We start from the raw sequence: 17,690 nt of genomic DNA, 5'->3' as shown, positions 1-17,690 counted from the left end.
TCAGAGGAGACCTATGCAAAACCTTAATATAGTCCTCGTAGAACCTCAGATACCGCAGAATACGGGAAATATCTCCCGAACCTGCGCCGTTACGGGAGCAAGACTACATCTTGTACGTCCCCTCGGATTCGAGGTAAGCGACAAGCACCTGAAACGTGCAGGGCTTGACTACTGGGACAAGCTTGACATCACATATTACGACAGCTTAGCGGATTTTTTCGAAAAGAACAAGGACGGTCACTTCTTCTACTTCACTACAAAGGGACTTAATGTCCATAGTGATGCGGAATATCCCGACAATGCCTATCTTGTTTTCGGACGTGAGGACAAGGGACTTCCCGAAGAGCTTCTTCACGAAAATCCCGACAGCTGTGTAAGGATACCTATGCGCAATGAGCTGCGCAGTCTCAATCTTTCAAATTCAGTGGCAATAGCCGTGTATGAGGTACTGAGGCAATGGGATTATCCCGACTTATCCCGTGAGGGAAAACTGACAAAATACCAATGGTAAAAGGAGAAACAAAAAATGTCAAAGATCGCATTACTTACAGATTCATGCTGCGACCTTCCAAAGGAGATAATTGATGAGCTGGGAATAAAAGTTATTCCCTTCACCCTTACTTTAGGCGGCGAAAGCTTCAGAGAGATATACGACAAGTCTACAAAAGAAGTATACGAGCTTATGGAGAATACCGACGAGATACCCAAGCACTCACAGATATCTCCCGTTACATTTGAAGAGACATACAAGGAGCTTTACGATCAGGGTTATACTGATATTATCAGCGTTTCCATAAACTCTCAGGGCTCGGGTACTTACAATAACTCTATCATCGGCAAAAATGACTTTTTCGAGAATAATCCCGATGCACAAGGCAAGCTCAACATCTTCAACATCGACTCAAAGTGCTATACTCTTTACTACGGCTATCCTGTAATGGAAGCCGCTAAGAAGATACACCGCGGTGCAGAGGTGGAAGAGATAATCGCTTATCTTGAGGACTGGTTCAACGTTAGCGGGGTATATGCAGTACCTTACACCCTCAAGTACGCTAAAAAATCGGGACGTATCTCCGCTGCAAAGGCTTTTGCAGGCGAGCTTCTCGGACTCAAGCCCGTTATACTCTTTGCTGACGGTACCACAACTACCGTTGACAAGATAAGAGGCGAAAAGAATATCGTTCCCAAGCTGGCAGAGATAGTCGAGAAGAATATGACTCCGCAGACACCATACATCATGGTACACGGCAAGGATGATACCCTCGCAAAGGAAGTCGAGAAAGAGATAGCTAAAAAGACAGGCAAGAAGGCTGAGATGTTCGGCAACATCGGTGCAGTCGTATCTGCAAATATCGGTCCCGAGCTTGTCGCAGTTGTCGTAAGAAGAAAGAATAAGTAATAACACAGAGCTTATTATTATACTGATACAGAAGATTATATGATGATTATTGAGAGAACCCCTTTTGAAAAAGGGGCTTCTCTCAAACTCTCTCCCGAAAACTTCTGTTTTTATTTTTTCCGTATAGGACGCGACCTGTATATTACAGGTTTTTTTATTGCTTGTTCGCGCCCTATACGAAAAAATCAGATAAAAGTCTTTGGAAAGGGGTTCGGGGGAAACCCTTTCCTCAGAAAGGGTTCCCCCGAGTAATAACTATAAACCTCTATATGAGTATCATAACAAGCCCTGCCTTTTTGGCTGTATTTCGTAATGTCAAAGGGCTTTTACATCGTTTTCGCCCGTTTGTAAACGTCTTTTTTCATATTTTTCAGCACTTGTAAAAACAGATTGGTAGCAAATTTTTCCGCGGACTGATATACTGGTGTCAGTCAAGAGAAAAAAACGAAGGAGAAAAAAATGGAGATCGGAAATCAAATCAAAAAGAACAGAAACAAATTAAAATGGTCACAGGAACTGCTGGCAGAAAAAGCTTATGTCAGCCGCCAGACTATTTCAAACTGGGAAAACGGTAAAAGCTATCCCGATATCCACAGTCTTCTCATTCTCGGAAACCTTTTCAATATATCTCTTGACGAATTAGTAAAAGGAGATGTTGAAACTATGAAAAACGAAATCAACAAAAGTGAAGTAAAAAAATTCAATTCAATGGCATGGCTTCTTACTGCAATGTACATTATAATGGTAGTAACGCCGATTCCGCTGGTAAAGTATCTGGGCTGGATAGGCGGAGCAATATGGGGAGTGATCGTTGCAATTGCCATAATTACAGCGATCAAGGTCGAGAAAATGAAGAAAGCCAACAATATCCAGACATACAAGGAAATTGCCGCTTTTATGGAAGGTAAGCCCCTTGATGAGATATCAGCCGACCGAATAAAAACTGCCAACAAAACTGCCATAAAGTTCATGTATGGCGTTATTTCCGCATTGGTAGCACTTACAGTATGCGTTGCCATCGGGTATTTCATATTTAATTAAAAATAACGGCTCCTGTAATTTTACTCAGGAGCCGAAACTTTTATCATTATTTCCGATCAGAAATTCTTAGAAGCATAGTCAACCCATCTGCTGTCCTTTGAAAGAGCACCGCCCTTGAGGAAAACAGCCTTTGCACTGCTGTCGTTCTTAAGGAAAGCGTCGAACCACTTTACAGCATATTCAGCGAAAATTTCAGGTGCATGATTATCGCCAGGGTCTAAGTGCTTTCCGCCCTTTACACTTGCATATACAGCAGGAGCATTGCAGGCATCGTAAGAATCCTTTACCCATGAAGATGGCACGATATTATCCTGTGTAGCGGTCACAAAGAAAGTCGGCACTGTCAGCTTTGCTGCTTCATACGAAAACTGACAGCCCTGTATATCAAATACACAGTCTATCTTTGAATTTAGTCTTGAAGAGTTTACTGCACTCATTCCACCCTGAGAATGTCCTGCTGATCCGATATGCTCAGCGTCTATCTTGTTATAGAAAACGCTGCCTGACTTTTTACCCTCACTGATGATATACTCAACAGATACAGACTCTGATATTCCTGCTCCGCAGAAACGGTCATTAGTTGCTACAACGATATAGCCCTTTGATGCGATCTGACTGAGGATCTCCTCATAAACGGAAGATGTAACAAATGTACCGTTTCCCCATACAACTACAGGATACTTCTTGTTAGATGTAGTCATTTCCTTTGGGAAAAATACAGTTCTCTTATAAAGCAAGTCATTAAGCTTAACAGAGTAAACTGTGCCGTCTAAATACGTCTGATAATTTGTTGCTGCAACAGTATTAGCTATGTTCTGAGTTGATGCTAAAGCTGGTGTTAAGATAAGTGCTGCTGCCATGATTGATACGATTTTTCTTTTCATTTTACGACCTCCGGTTCGTTTAGTATTTTGTTTTTGGTCAATATGTAATATTAACACACATTTATTATATCATATATGCACATATTTTGTCAATAGATTTTCGTATATTTTTAGCTTAAAACACAATTATAGTTGTATATATAAACAATAACCGCCTGGCGGCGGTTATTGAGTACACATTTATTTCAGGCAGCGTTTAATGCCTTACTGCATCTTATAAGAATCGATCATCTTCTTGCTGATATGTCCAGAACGCCGAACACAGCGTCCATCGTTTCTGATATAGGATATCTCCGCAGCTATATTGGTTTTCAGCTTAACTTCAAGCTTCATTGATTCCCTGTTAATAGGTACAACATCTATCCTGTCAATAATAGCCTTTGTCATTTCATCAACTTCATCATGTGACATCTGATGTCCAGGTGTGTACATAGTACGGAAGTAATTCTCTATCTTTTCCATTTCATTTGCGTAATCATCTTTTGCCTGCGCCTTGAGTTCCAATACATGAATATCCTCCTCAAGCTGAGAGATAAGAACATTGACACTGTCATTACGCTCACGAAACTCATCACGAGAAATAATATTATCAGTATACAGGTCAAGCAGCTTTTCGCGCTTAGCTTTTTCTTTTGTAAGACGAGACGTCAGATCATTTATCTGGCGCTGTAAACCTGTATCGCGTCCGCTTTCACGGTATATACGCATAAAATCTGTGACATACTCATCAATATTACCGGCAATGGTCTGAAAGTGTTCTGACAACATTTTATAGAGGTCTTCCTCCATAATAGAAAATGAAGCACAGCTCTTAGCACCAAAGCGCTTCTTTTCGCTGCAAATCCACTGATATATAGGCTTGCCTTGCGATACACTGTTGGAATAGCTGGTGCGCCAATACGGCTTATCATGAGCTTTGCACCATAATACCCCAGTAAATACGCTCCTGTCTTTGAATGAGCGTCCTCTTGACTTTATTGCAGTACTGCGCTCACGAAATATTGCATTGCTCTTCTCCCAAATTTCCTCACTGACGATTGCAGGAACTATCTCCCCTGTCTCATCCTTATACATCACCCATTCTTCTTCAGGCAAAAATCTCTGCTCACGGGTACGGTAGTCCACTATTTTTACCTTGTTGCCGCAGTAGTAACCCTTATATTTAGGATTCTGAATAATTCCGTTGATCGTATTATGATGGATACTTGCACCATTCCGGTTACGGTAACCTTTTTCCCATAGTATTTTTTCGATTTTACGCGAACTATAGTCACCTGTTGAATACAAATCGAAAATCAGCCTTACCATTTCAGCTTCCGCTTCATTTATAACCAGTCGGCAATCCTGTTTATCGTATCCGAAGATACGGCTGTTTCCCATAACATTGCCGCTTTCGATAGCACGTTTATGTCCCCAGCGCACACGCTCGGAGAGCTTTCTAACTTCATCGGCAGCGATGCTCGACATGATAGTGAGTCGAAGCTCGCTGTCCGTATCTATTGTGCAGATGTTATCATTCTGGAAGAAAACGCCAACACCTGATCTGAGCAGATCACGGGTATATGTCAGACTGTCTATAGTATTTCTGGCGAACCTGCTGACTTCCTTCGTAAGGATAAGATCGAACCTCCCCGCCTTGCCATCTTCGACCATACGCATGAAATTAGTACGGTTCTCCGCTGCTTCACCGCGTATTCGGTCGACATAGCCTTCAACGTACTCCCAGTTCGGATTATTCTTAATCATATCCGTAAAAAACGCGATCTGATTCTCCACGGAGTTTTCCTGCTCCTCCTTTGTAGTAGAGACACGTGCATAGAATGTAACTCTCATTTTTATATCAAACATTGTCTTATGTTCTGCCTTCATCTGGTTAGCAATGTTATAGATATCCATAAATACTCTCCTTTTCGGTACGGTATCATTATATTAATTATATCATACCAAAATTAATTGTCAAGTGAAAAAAATGCCTGCCGCTACAGCGGCAGACAAACAAGCTTTACTGCACATATTTGCTTTGGTCAAGCTGCTCAATAAGTTCAACCATTTTCCCCAGTCGGGTATGGTCGATCCATCCATTCTTATATAAGATATGTGCCCATGCCGTCAGGGTTTGTTTTTTAAGTGCCAACTCTGGGGAGTCTAATCTCTTCATAGCTATCCCTCCTTAAAAACTATTATTTACTTATTCAAGCGAAAATATGCCATTGAAAAATCTTGACTTATCAGTTATTCCACCTTATAATTATTTACATGGTAGCACCACAAAGGGCGCAACCGATATTAACTTTTAACTTATACCGTATTCCTTCTTGAACTTCTCAAAAAACGGTGTTTCGATGAACTTGATGGTCTTGCAGTGAAGCACGACCGGTTCGTTTATGTCGTCAACTTTGTTGTAGCAGTCACAGCTGAGTACGAAGTCTCCTATCCCCATTGATCCGAATCCAGCATCAACGGTATTCTTATATCCTAACTCATTAGCTATCCTCTCAAGGGACTTAGCCGGCCTAAAGAATATCTTTATTCCCGCTTCCTTCATCACATCGATAGCGTGACTGCCGTTTGAGATATACTGCTGTGTCATACTTATGAGTCTTGTGTTGAACTTACGTCCTTGGGTGAGTATAGTATGCAGAGGACTTCCTTCCGAGAAGTTTTGCATTTTTATTTCGTCAATTACTACAGACAATGGTACGGTGTTATAATCACGCTGCCAAGTGAACGCCGAAGATACTAATACGTCAAGTACGGTATGAACTTTACTATCGATCTCGTCTCCGAGTAAGATAACAGGAATCCTCTTCGATTTTTCAAAGAATTCTCCCCATCCCTGATACTCGAAACCGATAAGCTCAATATCATCAAGGGTTGAACTTATAAGGCTATACACCTTATTGCCAACCTTGCCGCCTCTTTTAAGAATTTCAGCAAGCATACAACCGCTTATTGTAGTTATGTCATTTTTTTCTTAAGCGTATTGGCTATTATACCTTCGACGATTTTTGTCTCGTCCTTATCGAGCTTACAAACAGCTTTGATGAAGCTCATGATCCTGCGCTTCTTCGCAGGGAGATTTAAGCAATCTCCAATGTACAGCGGATTTACAGGAAGTTTTCTTTGTCCTCTGCCAATGTCAATAAACTCGAAAAGAGCGTTGACTACCTCTTTTGGAAGTGCTCTTAGTATCTCGTCATGAGTAAAGGATTCACTAACATCGAAGACGAGCATCCGGCTGCCAAGCATAGCTAAGGAAGGCAGAAGATTTGTGGCATAGAAACTCTTACCCTGACCGCTTTGTCCTGTGATAAAGATTGAATCATTTGATTTGTTCTTGTAGGAGATGTCTTTGCCGATATATCGCCCGTCAACAGTAACTCCTAATGGAAGAATACCGCTCTCTTCAAGTTCTGAATATTCAAGAATGAACTTCTGATAGTCAGAAAGTTCAAGCTTCTTACGGTTTTCTGTATTTATGAGTTTCTTGCTGATTCCATAGGTGTACAACATATATGGCTCACCAGCTGAATTCTGCACATGGAAACGATAACACTTGCTGTTCCAATCATTGATAGTTAAACAGTCATATGCTTTCAAAACATCGGTACATATGTTAACGTTATTAAAGTTAAGCTTATCATGGATCAGCTCCTTAATCTGCTTAGTTTCAAAATAAATATAGTCGTCATCTACAATTGCAGAAAAGGTCCCTTTATCAAATATAATGAATTTGTTGCGCTTTATAAAATGATAACCTCTGTAACTAATCTCTTGATTTAATGAAATTCCAAAATCAGAAATAAAATTCTCCAAAATACTTAACCTTTCATTATTATTGGCTTCAAGCATTTTTATTACTCTCTGTTCTGTTTCATCACCATATAATTTACCAAAGTATTTATCAAATGTTCTTAAAGTAGCTATTAGAATATCGTCCAAAGTCAAGGATACATATAGGGAATACAGCTAATTGAGCATTTCTTTTTCACGTATTTACTTTGTAGAGTCGATATGGTATAATAGGTTACAAGAAACAAAAAAGGAGCTATATATGGAACAGAAAGAGATTATCGACAGGGACACTTACCGAAAAATCAAGAAAATGAACCGAGAGGAGCTTACAAAGTTCATTCTCAAGTACGGGGATGAACTCCTCGGAGAACAGGGCAAAACGATTGATCATTCTGCTCTTGAAGCAGAGCTGAGCAAGATCAAAGGTATCGGCGGTAAGCGCCTTGAGGAAATAATGACCGTTATAGAGAAATTCTTGGATATTGAATAGGGGGTATATCATGCAATGTAAAAGAATAATAGCAACTCTGCTATGTGCTGTGATTCCATTTGGAATAGCCATTAGTCCGGTTGGTGCGCCTGCTGTCTTATCAGCAGAGGCAGCATCAGTAGTTGACAGCGGAACTTGTGGAAAGAATTTAACATGGAAGCTTGAAAGCAGCGGTACTCTGACCGTAAGTGGTACAGGAGATATGAATGAAGATTTAGATTCAAATCCGTGCCCATGGAAGGAATACGGTGACGAGATAAAGAATGTTATTATCGGCAATGGAGTTACAAGTATAGGTATGGGTATGTTTGATAACTGCAATAACCTTACCTCATTATCGCTTCCGGATACGCTGAAGACTATTAGCGCATATTCGTTTTCGAGCTGCAAATCTCTTGAATCAGTAGTCATTCCGAACGGAGTAACCAATATTGGTACGAGTGCTTTTTCGAGCTGTAAAAAGCTTAGCAATGTTACTATACCCGCATCCGTGACGAATATAAGTGCGCTAGCGTTTTCTGGGACGCCATGGTTTGAAGCTCAGAGAAGCATTGATACTCCGTTCGTAATAATAAACGGTTTGCTCATTAATGTGTTCTATAAGCTTTCGGGAGACGTTGTTATCCCATCGACCGTGAATAAAATATGCGATCAGGCAGCATGGGGCTGTTCAGAGATAACCTCGCTGACCATTCCCGAGACCGTGACCGAGATAGGTCATAATGCATTCAATGGGTGTGAGCAATTGAAATCTGTAACTATACCAAGCTCCGTGGAGAATATCGGTATGCAGGCGTTTATCAAGTGTAATGCACTTTCCGATGTGGTTATCCTAAATCCTGACGCTAAAATATATGACAGAGCCAATACCTTTACCAATGAAAACGATAAGTTCAGTGGAGTAATTAAGGGATATAAAGGTTCTACTGCTGAGAAATATGCTCAGGAGTATAACTATACATTCAAAACATTAGCTCAGCTTGGAGACGTTAACTCTGATGAGTATATTAATGCTGTTGATGCTTCATCAGTACTTGCATATTATGCAATGACCTCCACAAATCAGGACGGCGGATATAATGAAGATCAGAAGCTGGCAGCAGATGTAAATCACGACGGATTCATCAATGCTGTAGACGCTTCGAATATACTTGCGTATTATGCATATGCCTCAACGACTAAAGCGGATATCATGTCAATGGTTGAATATATGAAAAAGAAATAAGCAATTTTCTAATATGATTACCGCCCTTCACGGGCGGTTTTCTTTTTATCTTGACTAAATGCATTCTTTGTGATATACTAATATCAGAACGTATATTCTGTTTGTAGCATGGGGAGGCAGTTTTCATGTGTATGTCCTTAAGAATAGAGCCAAAAGAAATGGCTGAGGTGCTTATAAAGATAAGAAAAATGTCCTTAGCTCAGGAGATGTCGCTTAAACTCGGAAAGAGTCTGATCATGACTGGCGACTTATATCCAGCAGATATTGCGCCTGTTCTCGCACCGAATAAATACGGGAATATGGCTGTATTTCCTATGGCATGGGGATTTACGTATAAGGCTGCGCCTAAGCCTCTTGCCAACTGCCGCGTAGAGACTGCTGATACAAAGGCGCTTTGGAGAGACTCTTGGTACAGACGAAGGTGCATCATCCCTGCTTCGTGGTACTATGAATGGGGATGTCCTGTATATGAATACGATAACCGTAGCATGATTGAGCACCGCAATACCAAGAAGGTCAAATTCGCCATACAGACCGAAGGCTCAGACATCACATATATCGCAGGACTATACCGATATGAGGAATATGGAGGTATGCAGATACCTATATTCTCAATACTGACGCGAGAAGCAACAGGCACTGTAAAAGATATCCATGATCGTATGCCGCTTATACTGGATAAGGAGAATATACTTGACTGGATACGACCTAACGGAGATCCCAGTGCTATAGTTGAAAAAGCACTGTCAAATATGATATTTGAAAAGGCTGTGGAGTACCATAGATCCCCAAATGAATTCATTATAATGTAAAAAAGTATCTTTGAAGGCGGCTTTATGCCGCCTCATTTCATATACTTGTGAAGGATGAAAACGCAGAGTATAAATCAAGTCACTGTTAACATATGATATATTTTGTTTACAAAATATACATTCAATCGCGAAAAGATTATGGTATAATATCACATATAAAGAATTTAATTATCTTCATATTATATAAATTCTTTATAAAAATTAGGGGGAAAGGAATGTCAGTTATGCTTAGACGTGTTATAATGAGACAGCTTAGTATAGGTTATAACTGCACCCTTTCAAAATAAAATATGGTAATACAAGCGTATCACAGGGATAACGTTCTATTGTGATGCGCTGTTTGTGTTATCTAAAATAAGGAGGTATGAATTTTATGAGAAACACATGGAAGAAAGCGGCGGATTTCGCAATGGCACTGGCTCTTGTAGCGGGCGCAGCTCCTGCAATGAACTACAATGGAGGACTTCTTGGCAGAAGCGGCATTGTCGCTTCTGCGGCGGAAGAGAGCGAAACAATCAATACAGATGCCGGAAGCGGTGACAATAATGTTACCTATACAGGGACACATTTCAAGATCGATGCGACCTATGATCATGACTCTGATGGATTTTATGCATCTAACAGTGAGTATGCGATCGTTTCTGCATTAGATGGCAAGCAGATCACAAAACTGGAACTTATCAAAGGTTATGGCAACTTTGACCCTACTGTTGATTCTGAAACGGCTGAGATGTCTGTCAGCGGAAACACCTATACATTTACAAACATCAATGCCACATCTGTTAAGATCGCCAGCGACGGTTATTGTCAGATCAAGCAGGTTACGATATATTATGAAGGGGCTGAAGCCACCGACATCTCTACCGCCACCGTCAACCTTGCGTCTGACAACAGCGTTTCATCTATCACTGTCGGCGATGATACAATTACCGACCTGTCGGGCTTCGATATCACATACGGCACAGACGATTCGCACACCGCAACGTCTGTTCCCACCGATGCAGGAACATACTATGCTTATGTGACCGCAAAGGACACAAACACATCTTACACAGGCACGGCTAAGAGCGCTTCATTCGAGGTGACATCGTTCGACGCGTTCAATGCCTCAACAGAAACAAACCCGACCTTGACTTTTACCGAAGATTTTACAGGCAATGTGAATATTACCCGCGATGACGGCGTTATCGACCTGAACGGTCATACAATCAACGGTAACCTGATGATCCAGAACAATGCCCCCGATAAGACTGTTACGATCAAGAACGGTACTGTTACAGGAGAGCTCGACAGTCTGGCTGCCTGGAATGATTTCTTCAAGGGCAAGGTCGTTCTTGAAAACCTCACTGTCAGCGGTATTATCTGGACGGACGGACATGATTATACTATAAAGAGCGGCACTTATAACGGTGTGATCTATGCTCTGAAAAATGACGAAACTACAGGTATTACTACTATCACAGGCGGAACATTTAATAATCGTCTCATTACTGGATTTGGTAATCCCGTCGTGGGAGGAGGAACATTCAACGTTTCGGGCGGAACATTTACATACCGACCGCTTGCCGAGTCTATGGCAGAAGGATATAATACACGCTGGAACAATGGAAGTTATGTTGTTACAACTGACGAGCTGAATGAGGTGACTTCTAAGATCACTAACCCAAGTTTTGAGAACGGCACTACCGGCTGGGATATCACGGCAAGTGAAGACACAGGTTCAAGAGATACAAACAATAATATCTATTGGATGACGGGCAGCAGCGGAAACAATCTGTTCAACACATATCCTGCCGGCAAAATTTCCCAGACAGTTACAGGGCTTGAAAACGGAAAATACAAGCTTGAAGTCGTTGCGGCGTCAACAGAGAATTTCAAGGTCGCTGTAAGTGCTAACAACGTTACTTCTGAAATAACTGCAGCGGGCGATCATAACGGTATTTTCAATACTATAGAGTTCAACGTGACCGACGGCACAGCCAATATCAGTGCAGAGGGCTTGAATAATGTATGGTTCAAGGTCGATGATTTCAGGCTTTTCTATGTTGCGCCCAAATTCACCAGCGCCAGCGTCACCCTCAGTGATGACCTCGCACTGAATTTCTACTTTGACGGCATCGCAGATGATACGGCTGCGGCTGAATACACTGTGAACTTCACAGGTGCTTGCGTAGATGAATCCTCGGCACTCACATACAATGCAGCTGTGGGCAAATACTACGCAACAACGCACGTTTACGCAAAGGACATCGACAAGGATATTACTGCGACACTTTGCAAGGGCAGTGATACGATTGATACCCTTGAAGATTATTCTATTACACAATATCTGTCGTCACCTGCGTTCAGCGAAGCAGATGAAAAAACAACTGCCTTGCTCACTGCGACACAGAATTTCGGAAATGCGTCCGCTGAGTATTTCTACGACGATAATTACGGCGTGACAGCGACATTTGAGGACTATGATCCCGATGTTTCCGCTTATGCAACGACCTTTGGCAGCGATGATGCTCTGCTCACGCTCGTGCTGGATTCCAAGACAGCGGCTCGTCTGTATGTCAAGGGTGATACCACAGGCACAGATAGCACGATAAACGCTACAAAGGCAGAATATCCGACCTATCATGAAATTACAGAACTTCTCCCGCAGAACCTCGCTGACGAGCAGACGATCACAGTCGGCGGTACGGATTACAAGTTCTCCGCACTCTCATGGTGCAACCGTGTACTGACGAACGGCAGTGCAAGCCAGAAGAATATCAACATGGCTAAGGCGATCATGGCGTATTATCAGGCAGCGAAGAATTATACTGCGGCTGAAAATCCTGTTCCCGCAGCAACCCCCGTCACCGCCATCACGCTCAACAAGACCGCTACCACCATCTCGGCCGGCCAGACCGAGACGCTCAGCGTCAGCAGCGTGACACCCGATGACGCTACCGACAAGACCGTCACCTGGAGCAGCGACAACGAGGCCGTCGCCACCGTCAACGCCACGACGGGCGAGGTGACCGCCGTAGCCGCAGGCACAGCCAACATCACTGCCACGGCCAACGACGGCAGCGGCGTGACAGCCACCTGCGCCGTAACCGTGACCCCCGCCACCATCACCGTAACGTGGAACAACGATGATATAACCGGAACCAGCGCATATGGAACTTCTTTTACCAAGGACGGTGTCACTATAACTGCCGACGAAATATACTTCCCGTATAAGAATTTCATGAATGGCGGAACATTTACCACAACCCTCGGCAACTTCACCAAGATTGAAGTAACTACAGGGATTTGGGATGCATCAGGCGCAGGCTGGATTGGCAGCACCTGGACCGGCAATGCCTCCAGCGTATCGTTCAGCGACAGTATTGTGGGCAATGGCATGGGCAATACTAAGTTTGTGTTCACCATTGCGCCGACGAACTGAACGCTCCCCGCTCGGGCGAGTCAGCGATTCAGCCCAAGCGAATATAAGACACGTCAGCAGAAAGGTCGTGAGCCTATAAACAGAAACCCCGGCTTCATGGGATTTCTGACCTGTTAAAACATTCACTTAATGATTATCCTTCCGGGCTGCGGTGTGCGGCTCGGCGGGACGATACCCTAAAATGGAGGTGTTATAAATGGAAAAGGAAAAGTACATCTCTCCCGAAATGGAGATCGTGGAGTTTGATAACGAGGACGTAATTACTACAAGCAATGAACTTGAACAGCAGTAATCGAAACACAGCAGGCAGTCCATGCGACTGCCTGTTGCTATACAAGGAGCATTTATGAAAAGACTATTACCCATTCTTCTTTTGTCGGCGCTTCTGCTGACAGGCTGCCGCAATGGTGGCAGCTCATCAGCGGAGGACACTGCCACGGAAAGTACAACAACTGCTACGGTGAGCGATTCCTCCTCGAAGCAGACCGTAAAGAGTGCCGATGATAACGAATCCCCTACGGGACAAAACACTTCAACTGCGAAGAATACTGAAACATCGGCGGATTCATCTGCCACTACAACAAAAGCTGTGAACGAGCAAGGCAATGATACCGTCACAACCAAAGCAAGCAGCTCTGCCGAGCCTGCAACAACTACAAAGGCACAGCAGGACGGCTCAAAGCCTGCGGCAACTACGACAAAGCCTGTTCAGCAAGCAACCACACAGGCGGTGCAGGATACGCCGTCCGATACAACCGACAGCGATAAACCAATAGAGCTGCCGTTAGTACCCCTGAGATAGTGACATAAGGAGAACCCCGAATGAAAGAAGAATATATTACGCCCAGAATAGAGGTTGTGGAGTTTGATACCGAGGACGTTATCACAACGAGCAATACTCGCTCCAATAGCAGCGATGAACCTATTGAACTCCCTCTCGTTCCGCTAAGATAGGAGAAATAAATGAAACTGTGACTTCACAGATATGACAATGGCTCAGAGCCGAAAAATGCTCTGAGCCATTTCTGTTAATCGTCCTCGTCCGAACACACATATCACGTAAATCTGAAGTTCCGCGAAGTGTATATTTTGCCTGTTGATAACATCTTTCTATAAGAAGATCAAGAAGATGAACCGTGAGGAGCTTACAAAGTTCATTCTCAAATACGGGGATGAACTCCTCGGAGAGCAGGGCAAAACAATAGATCATTCTGCTCTTGAAGCAGAGCTGAGCAAGATCAAAGGTATCGGCGGTATGCGCCTTGAGGAAATAATGACCGTTATAGAGAAATTCTTACAAGAATAAATATTTCAAAAACTTATGGGACGGCTTCACGCCGTCCCTTTATAATCATTAACCTTGTTATATTCCCACCTGCATTGAATATGTAAGCACTCTCTTATGCCCCATTGATTTTACGTCATTTCGCCAAAATTCCCATTGTTGTTCCGGACACATCATATTACTAATATGCCACTCTTTTAAATTATATAGCTCTCACAAATTAATTTGTGAGAGCTAATATTTTCCTACAGTTTTAAGATTTTTTCTGCAAAGGCAATATCCGTAAATTCAGCTTTTGTCCTCGAAAAATAGGTACAAAACAGGATCCTACTCCTGTTTCATTCACTTTAGTTTCTTAGCTTAATGACATTAGCAGCAAGGCCTCTTTCCTTTATTTATTGACAAAAGGAATGATAGTTTACATGAGAATATATATTTCAGACAGTATATGTTCCGCCAACCGGAAAGCTTTTGTCTTTGCCAAGGAGATAATTCTGCAACAGAACAAGGTCTGCGATACCGATCTCCTTGTCACCGTTCACATCAGCTGCTGCAAGCATATTTTTACCGCTGATGGTGTTTTTGTCAATAATTGCCTTTTTCATGAGTACGAAATCAAACACATCTACGCTGCCGTCACTGTTGAGATCACCGACATAACCGGAAGTTGTCACATCCTGTATGTCTTCCTTTTCGGTGTAGTAATAATCAGCCTCGGGGACGTCCTTGTTATATACACGGAAATAGTCCATAGAGCCGTTCATACCTGCGCCAATGAGATAAACATCATTCGTGCCGATAACATCAATCGGCTCAGCAGAAAATTCTGCGGTTTCGGTTTTCAACTCATTGCCGTTATCGATCTTAAGAGTCGCCTTTCCGTCCGAAATAAGAACGCTGACAGTTATCCACTCTCCGAGTTTATATGCTTCATTGACCTTCACGCACTGATCTACGCCATAAAGTGCAACAGAGCCGTTTTCAGCTACAAGTGTTATTCCCTTATCCTCTGAGCCGAAACGGAAAAGTTCGCTCCTACTTTTGCTCCGAAGAAGGACAGCTGTCTGATATTCTGCAGTGTGAAGTGCAGTATAGGAACTGTCTGCAAGCAGATACTGCTCATCCGAACCCTCAAAGGTAAGCACTCCCTTGCCGGAGGTCATAGCCTTGCTCCATACCGGACTACCAATAGAAATACCGAATGTTGAGGTATACTCATCTGCTGCAATGTCAGTGCTGTCGGCAGCAAATTCCAGAGCCGCCATCTGGCCGTCAGTATAGGGGCGGTTCTGTGCATATTCATCGTAGCTCGTCCAGCCATACATGGAACCCTTTTGTATCGTTCTGCCGGAGTCATCATAGTAATCGCCGTCAGGCATTGCCTGCCCTGTTGCAGAGCCATTGCTCAGACAATATGCAACTCCCTTGACAGTCGCATTCCCGCTGACCGTGTACGTGTTAAAAACAAGACCACTTTCCAGAACTCTTGCATTGTCGGAGATGACTGCCGCTCCCATTACACCGGCATTATCAGCTATTATAGCATTATCCTTAACAACTGCATTTTCTGCTACAACAGCGTGTCCTTTCACGACAGCATTGCCTGAGATCTTTGCATTTCCGCTGACTACAGCATAGCCGTCAATTATTGCATTGCCACTGACGGTTGAATATCCAAGCACCTTTGCATCAGCACCAACGTAAACAGATGGCTCGACCTTAGCTGTTGAAGCAACGAATCCTCCTCCGTTCGGATGACGCGAACCGTGTACAGCTGCAGCATCGTTCTGAGTCTGCTTTATGCCTGCACCCGTGATAATTGCTCCCCATGGATATCGTGTCTTGCTGAGAAACGGTGCATGAGCTTCATCAAATTCACCTGTTCCATACGCCCACGGAACACCTGTCTGCTGCCAGACTGAAATGTCAGGTGTAGCTGTGACGGTTAGATACGCCGCAGAGTCATTGCTGCCGAAATCCATATTCATAGTCTCTCCAGCTTTGAAAAGCTCAGAATAGCGTGTGGTACCGTCCTTCTGTTCAACTGCGATACAAGCCCGCCAGTCTGCGCCATTGGTCTTTGTCAGTCCTTCAAGAGTGACGGAAATACTGCTGCCCGTAACCTCGAGCGGTACGATGTTCACGCCGAACTGCTGAGGTGCACGTTCGGTCGGAACGGTATAATAGTCCTCCATGCCTGTGGTATTTTCAAGGATAGTAAATATCTCGCCCCAGTTCCACTCGCCTCGTGCAAGAAGCTCGTTCTGACGTGACTGATAGTCCTTCTTGTGAGCAAGGTCAAGTGTTGCAAGTCTCTTTGCATAATGACCGAGGGTGTCTTTCATATCTGCACCTGATATACGCTCTATCTCTATGTATGGATATTCATCACGCTTACCCTGCTGCATAAGGTCTCTGACGAAGCTGCTGCCATAGCCGGGAAGATCATCCGGGTTTTCGGTGATGTACTGCAAAAATGCCCATGAAGCGTAATTATCACGGCCAAGTATCGGCGTGAAGCAAAGATTCTTCATATAGGTCTCAAAGTAATCGGTTATGCCGTTCACATTCCCCCACTGACTACTGTAGTAATCGGAATAGAGAAACTGCTCACGATACCAGTTGGCAATTGCCTCCCACCACGAAGATACGTATTTATTTTCGTTCCAGCCGAGTTGATGAGCTGTTACGACATGGCCGAACTCATGTGGGAGCACCCATGAAGGATTAGGAGAGTTCTGCATAGCACCCACGCAGCAGAACATGAAAGCATAACCCTGATTGTCATATCCCATATAAGCCCAGTCATCCGGGAATGGCTTAAGGCCGGTACCGGATATGTAGAAATTGACCTTGTATCTGTTTCCGTCACGGAGAGCCAGATTTACCGACTGTGTAGGAGCTTCCATGGAAAGGTCGTTCATATAGACGTCCCAGCAGGCTTCAAGGTTTTTAGCATTTTCCTTGAGAAACTGTGTGGTTATCTTCGCTGAATCAGCTCCGTTTTTGCCCCAGATGAACTGGAAATGTTCTGATTCCCAGCGATTGACATCTTCGTTTGCACACCATATATCCCGCGTCATCAGAGCATCAGCTGCTCCGGCAGTTTCAATGCAAGCTGATAATGGTACTGCGCTTAATGAAAGCGCCGCCGCCAATACGGTCGCTGCTGTTTTTCTTGCTGATCTGAACATCAATGATCCCTCCGTTAGTATTACGGTATGCTTATTACCGTTTTTCCTCATGTCGGCAAGGGAGAAGGTGCCTGAAGATCCGATACTCCGCTCCCTGCACACTGCATATGCTTTTCCTGTCACTTATATGATAGCATGACA

The 17,690-nt window shown here is 43.4% G+C and carries 16 protein-coding genes; 10 read left to right on the top strand and 6 right to left on the bottom strand.

Annotation, left to right across the window (positions count from 1 at the left end):
* The first annotated feature begins 13 nt into the window (after positions 1-13).
* From trmL to QZZ41_RS05170, 3 genes are all read left to right on the top strand, one after another.
* On the top strand, positions 14-511 hold the full coding sequence (gene trmL, locus QZZ41_RS05180; RefSeq protein ID WP_295069115.1) for a tRNA (uridine(34)/cytosine(34)/5-carboxymethylaminomethyluridine(34)-2'-O)-methyltransferase TrmL: 498 nt from the start codon (positions 14-16) through the stop codon (positions 509-511).
* Between the two features lie 15 nt (positions 512-526).
* Positions 527-1,399, top strand: coding sequence for a DegV family protein (locus tag QZZ41_RS05175; RefSeq protein WP_295069112.1), 873 nt, complete (start codon positions 527-529; stop codon positions 1,397-1,399).
* 459 nt (positions 1,400-1,858) lie between these two features.
* On the top strand, positions 1,859-2,440 hold the full coding sequence (locus QZZ41_RS05170) for a helix-turn-helix transcriptional regulator (RefSeq protein ID WP_295069109.1): 582 nt from the start codon (positions 1,859-1,861) through the stop codon (positions 2,438-2,440).
* A gap of 56 nt (positions 2,441-2,496) precedes the next feature.
* On the opposite strand, the gene QZZ41_RS05165 is transcribed toward QZZ41_RS05170, so the two are convergent.
* The 5 genes from QZZ41_RS05165 to QZZ41_RS05145 form a co-directional block, all read right to left on the bottom strand.
* Positions 2,497-3,324, bottom strand: a complete 828-nt coding sequence (locus QZZ41_RS05165) for an alpha/beta hydrolase (RefSeq protein WP_295069106.1) — start codon at positions 3,322-3,324, stop codon at positions 2,497-2,499.
* A gap of 204 nt (positions 3,325-3,528) precedes the next feature.
* Complete coding sequence (locus QZZ41_RS05160) at positions 3,529-5,220, bottom strand: recombinase family protein (protein WP_295069103.1); 1,692 nt, start codon at positions 5,218-5,220, stop codon at positions 3,529-3,531.
* A gap of 106 nt (positions 5,221-5,326) precedes the next feature.
* Positions 5,327-5,482, bottom strand: coding sequence for a hypothetical protein (locus QZZ41_RS05155; RefSeq protein WP_295069100.1), 156 nt, complete (start codon positions 5,480-5,482; stop codon positions 5,327-5,329).
* Between the two features lie 135 nt (positions 5,483-5,617).
* Positions 5,618-6,265: a hypothetical protein gene (locus QZZ41_RS05150; RefSeq protein ID WP_295069097.1), complete on the bottom strand. Its 648-nt coding sequence runs from the start codon at positions 6,263-6,265 to the stop codon at positions 5,618-5,620.
* A 17-nt stretch (positions 6,266-6,282) separates the two neighbouring features.
* Positions 6,283-7,266 (bottom strand): ATP-binding protein, encoded by a 984-nt coding sequence (locus QZZ41_RS05145; protein ID WP_295069095.1) that lies wholly within the window; start codon positions 7,264-7,266, stop codon positions 6,283-6,285.
* Positions 7,267-7,378: 112 nt separating this feature from the next.
* Between QZZ41_RS05145 and QZZ41_RS05140 the strand changes: the two genes are divergently transcribed.
* The 7 genes from QZZ41_RS05140 to QZZ41_RS05110 all read left to right on the top strand — a co-directional run bounded on the left by QZZ41_RS05140 (position 7,379) and on the right by QZZ41_RS05110 (position 14,376).
* A complete protein-coding gene (locus tag QZZ41_RS05140; RefSeq protein ID WP_295069092.1) occupies positions 7,379-7,609 on the top strand; it encodes a hypothetical protein in 231 nt (76 codons plus the stop codon).
* Between the two features lie 10 nt (positions 7,610-7,619).
* Positions 7,620-8,834, top strand: coding sequence for a leucine-rich repeat protein (locus tag QZZ41_RS05135; protein WP_295069090.1), 1,215 nt, complete (start codon positions 7,620-7,622; stop codon positions 8,832-8,834).
* A gap of 131 nt (positions 8,835-8,965) precedes the next feature.
* Positions 8,966-9,646 carry an SOS response-associated peptidase gene (locus QZZ41_RS05130; protein WP_295069087.1) on the top strand — a complete coding sequence of 227 codons (681 nt, stop codon included), beginning with the start codon at positions 8,966-8,968 and terminating at the stop codon, positions 9,644-9,646.
* Between the two features lie 373 nt (positions 9,647-10,019).
* On the top strand, positions 10,020-13,070 hold the full coding sequence (locus tag QZZ41_RS05125) for an Ig-like domain-containing protein (protein WP_295069084.1): 3,051 nt from the start codon (positions 10,020-10,022) through the stop codon (positions 13,068-13,070).
* A gap of 346 nt (positions 13,071-13,416) precedes the next feature.
* The gene (locus tag QZZ41_RS05120; RefSeq protein WP_295069081.1) at positions 13,417-13,872 is read left to right on the top strand and encodes a hypothetical protein; all 456 of its coding nucleotides are present in this window, start codon (positions 13,417-13,419) and stop codon (positions 13,870-13,872) included.
* 20 nt (positions 13,873-13,892) lie between these two features.
* Positions 13,893-14,024, top strand: a complete 132-nt coding sequence (locus tag QZZ41_RS05115) for a hypothetical protein (RefSeq protein ID WP_278244735.1) — start codon at positions 13,893-13,895, stop codon at positions 14,022-14,024.
* A gap of 142 nt (positions 14,025-14,166) precedes the next feature.
* Positions 14,167-14,376 (top strand): hypothetical protein, encoded by a 210-nt coding sequence (locus tag QZZ41_RS05110; protein WP_139283415.1) that lies wholly within the window; start codon positions 14,167-14,169, stop codon positions 14,374-14,376.
* Positions 14,377-14,792: 416 nt separating this feature from the next.
* On the opposite strand, the gene QZZ41_RS05105 is transcribed toward QZZ41_RS05110, so the two are convergent.
* On the bottom strand, positions 14,793-17,549 hold the full coding sequence (locus QZZ41_RS05105; RefSeq protein ID WP_295069076.1) for a DUF6055 domain-containing protein: 2,757 nt from the start codon (positions 17,547-17,549) through the stop codon (positions 14,793-14,795).
* Positions 17,550-17,690 lie beyond the last annotated feature (141 nt).

The sequence above is a fragment of the Ruminococcus sp. genome (genome assembly GCF_016283395.1).
This window is presented reverse-complemented; position numbering and strand designations above follow the sequence as displayed.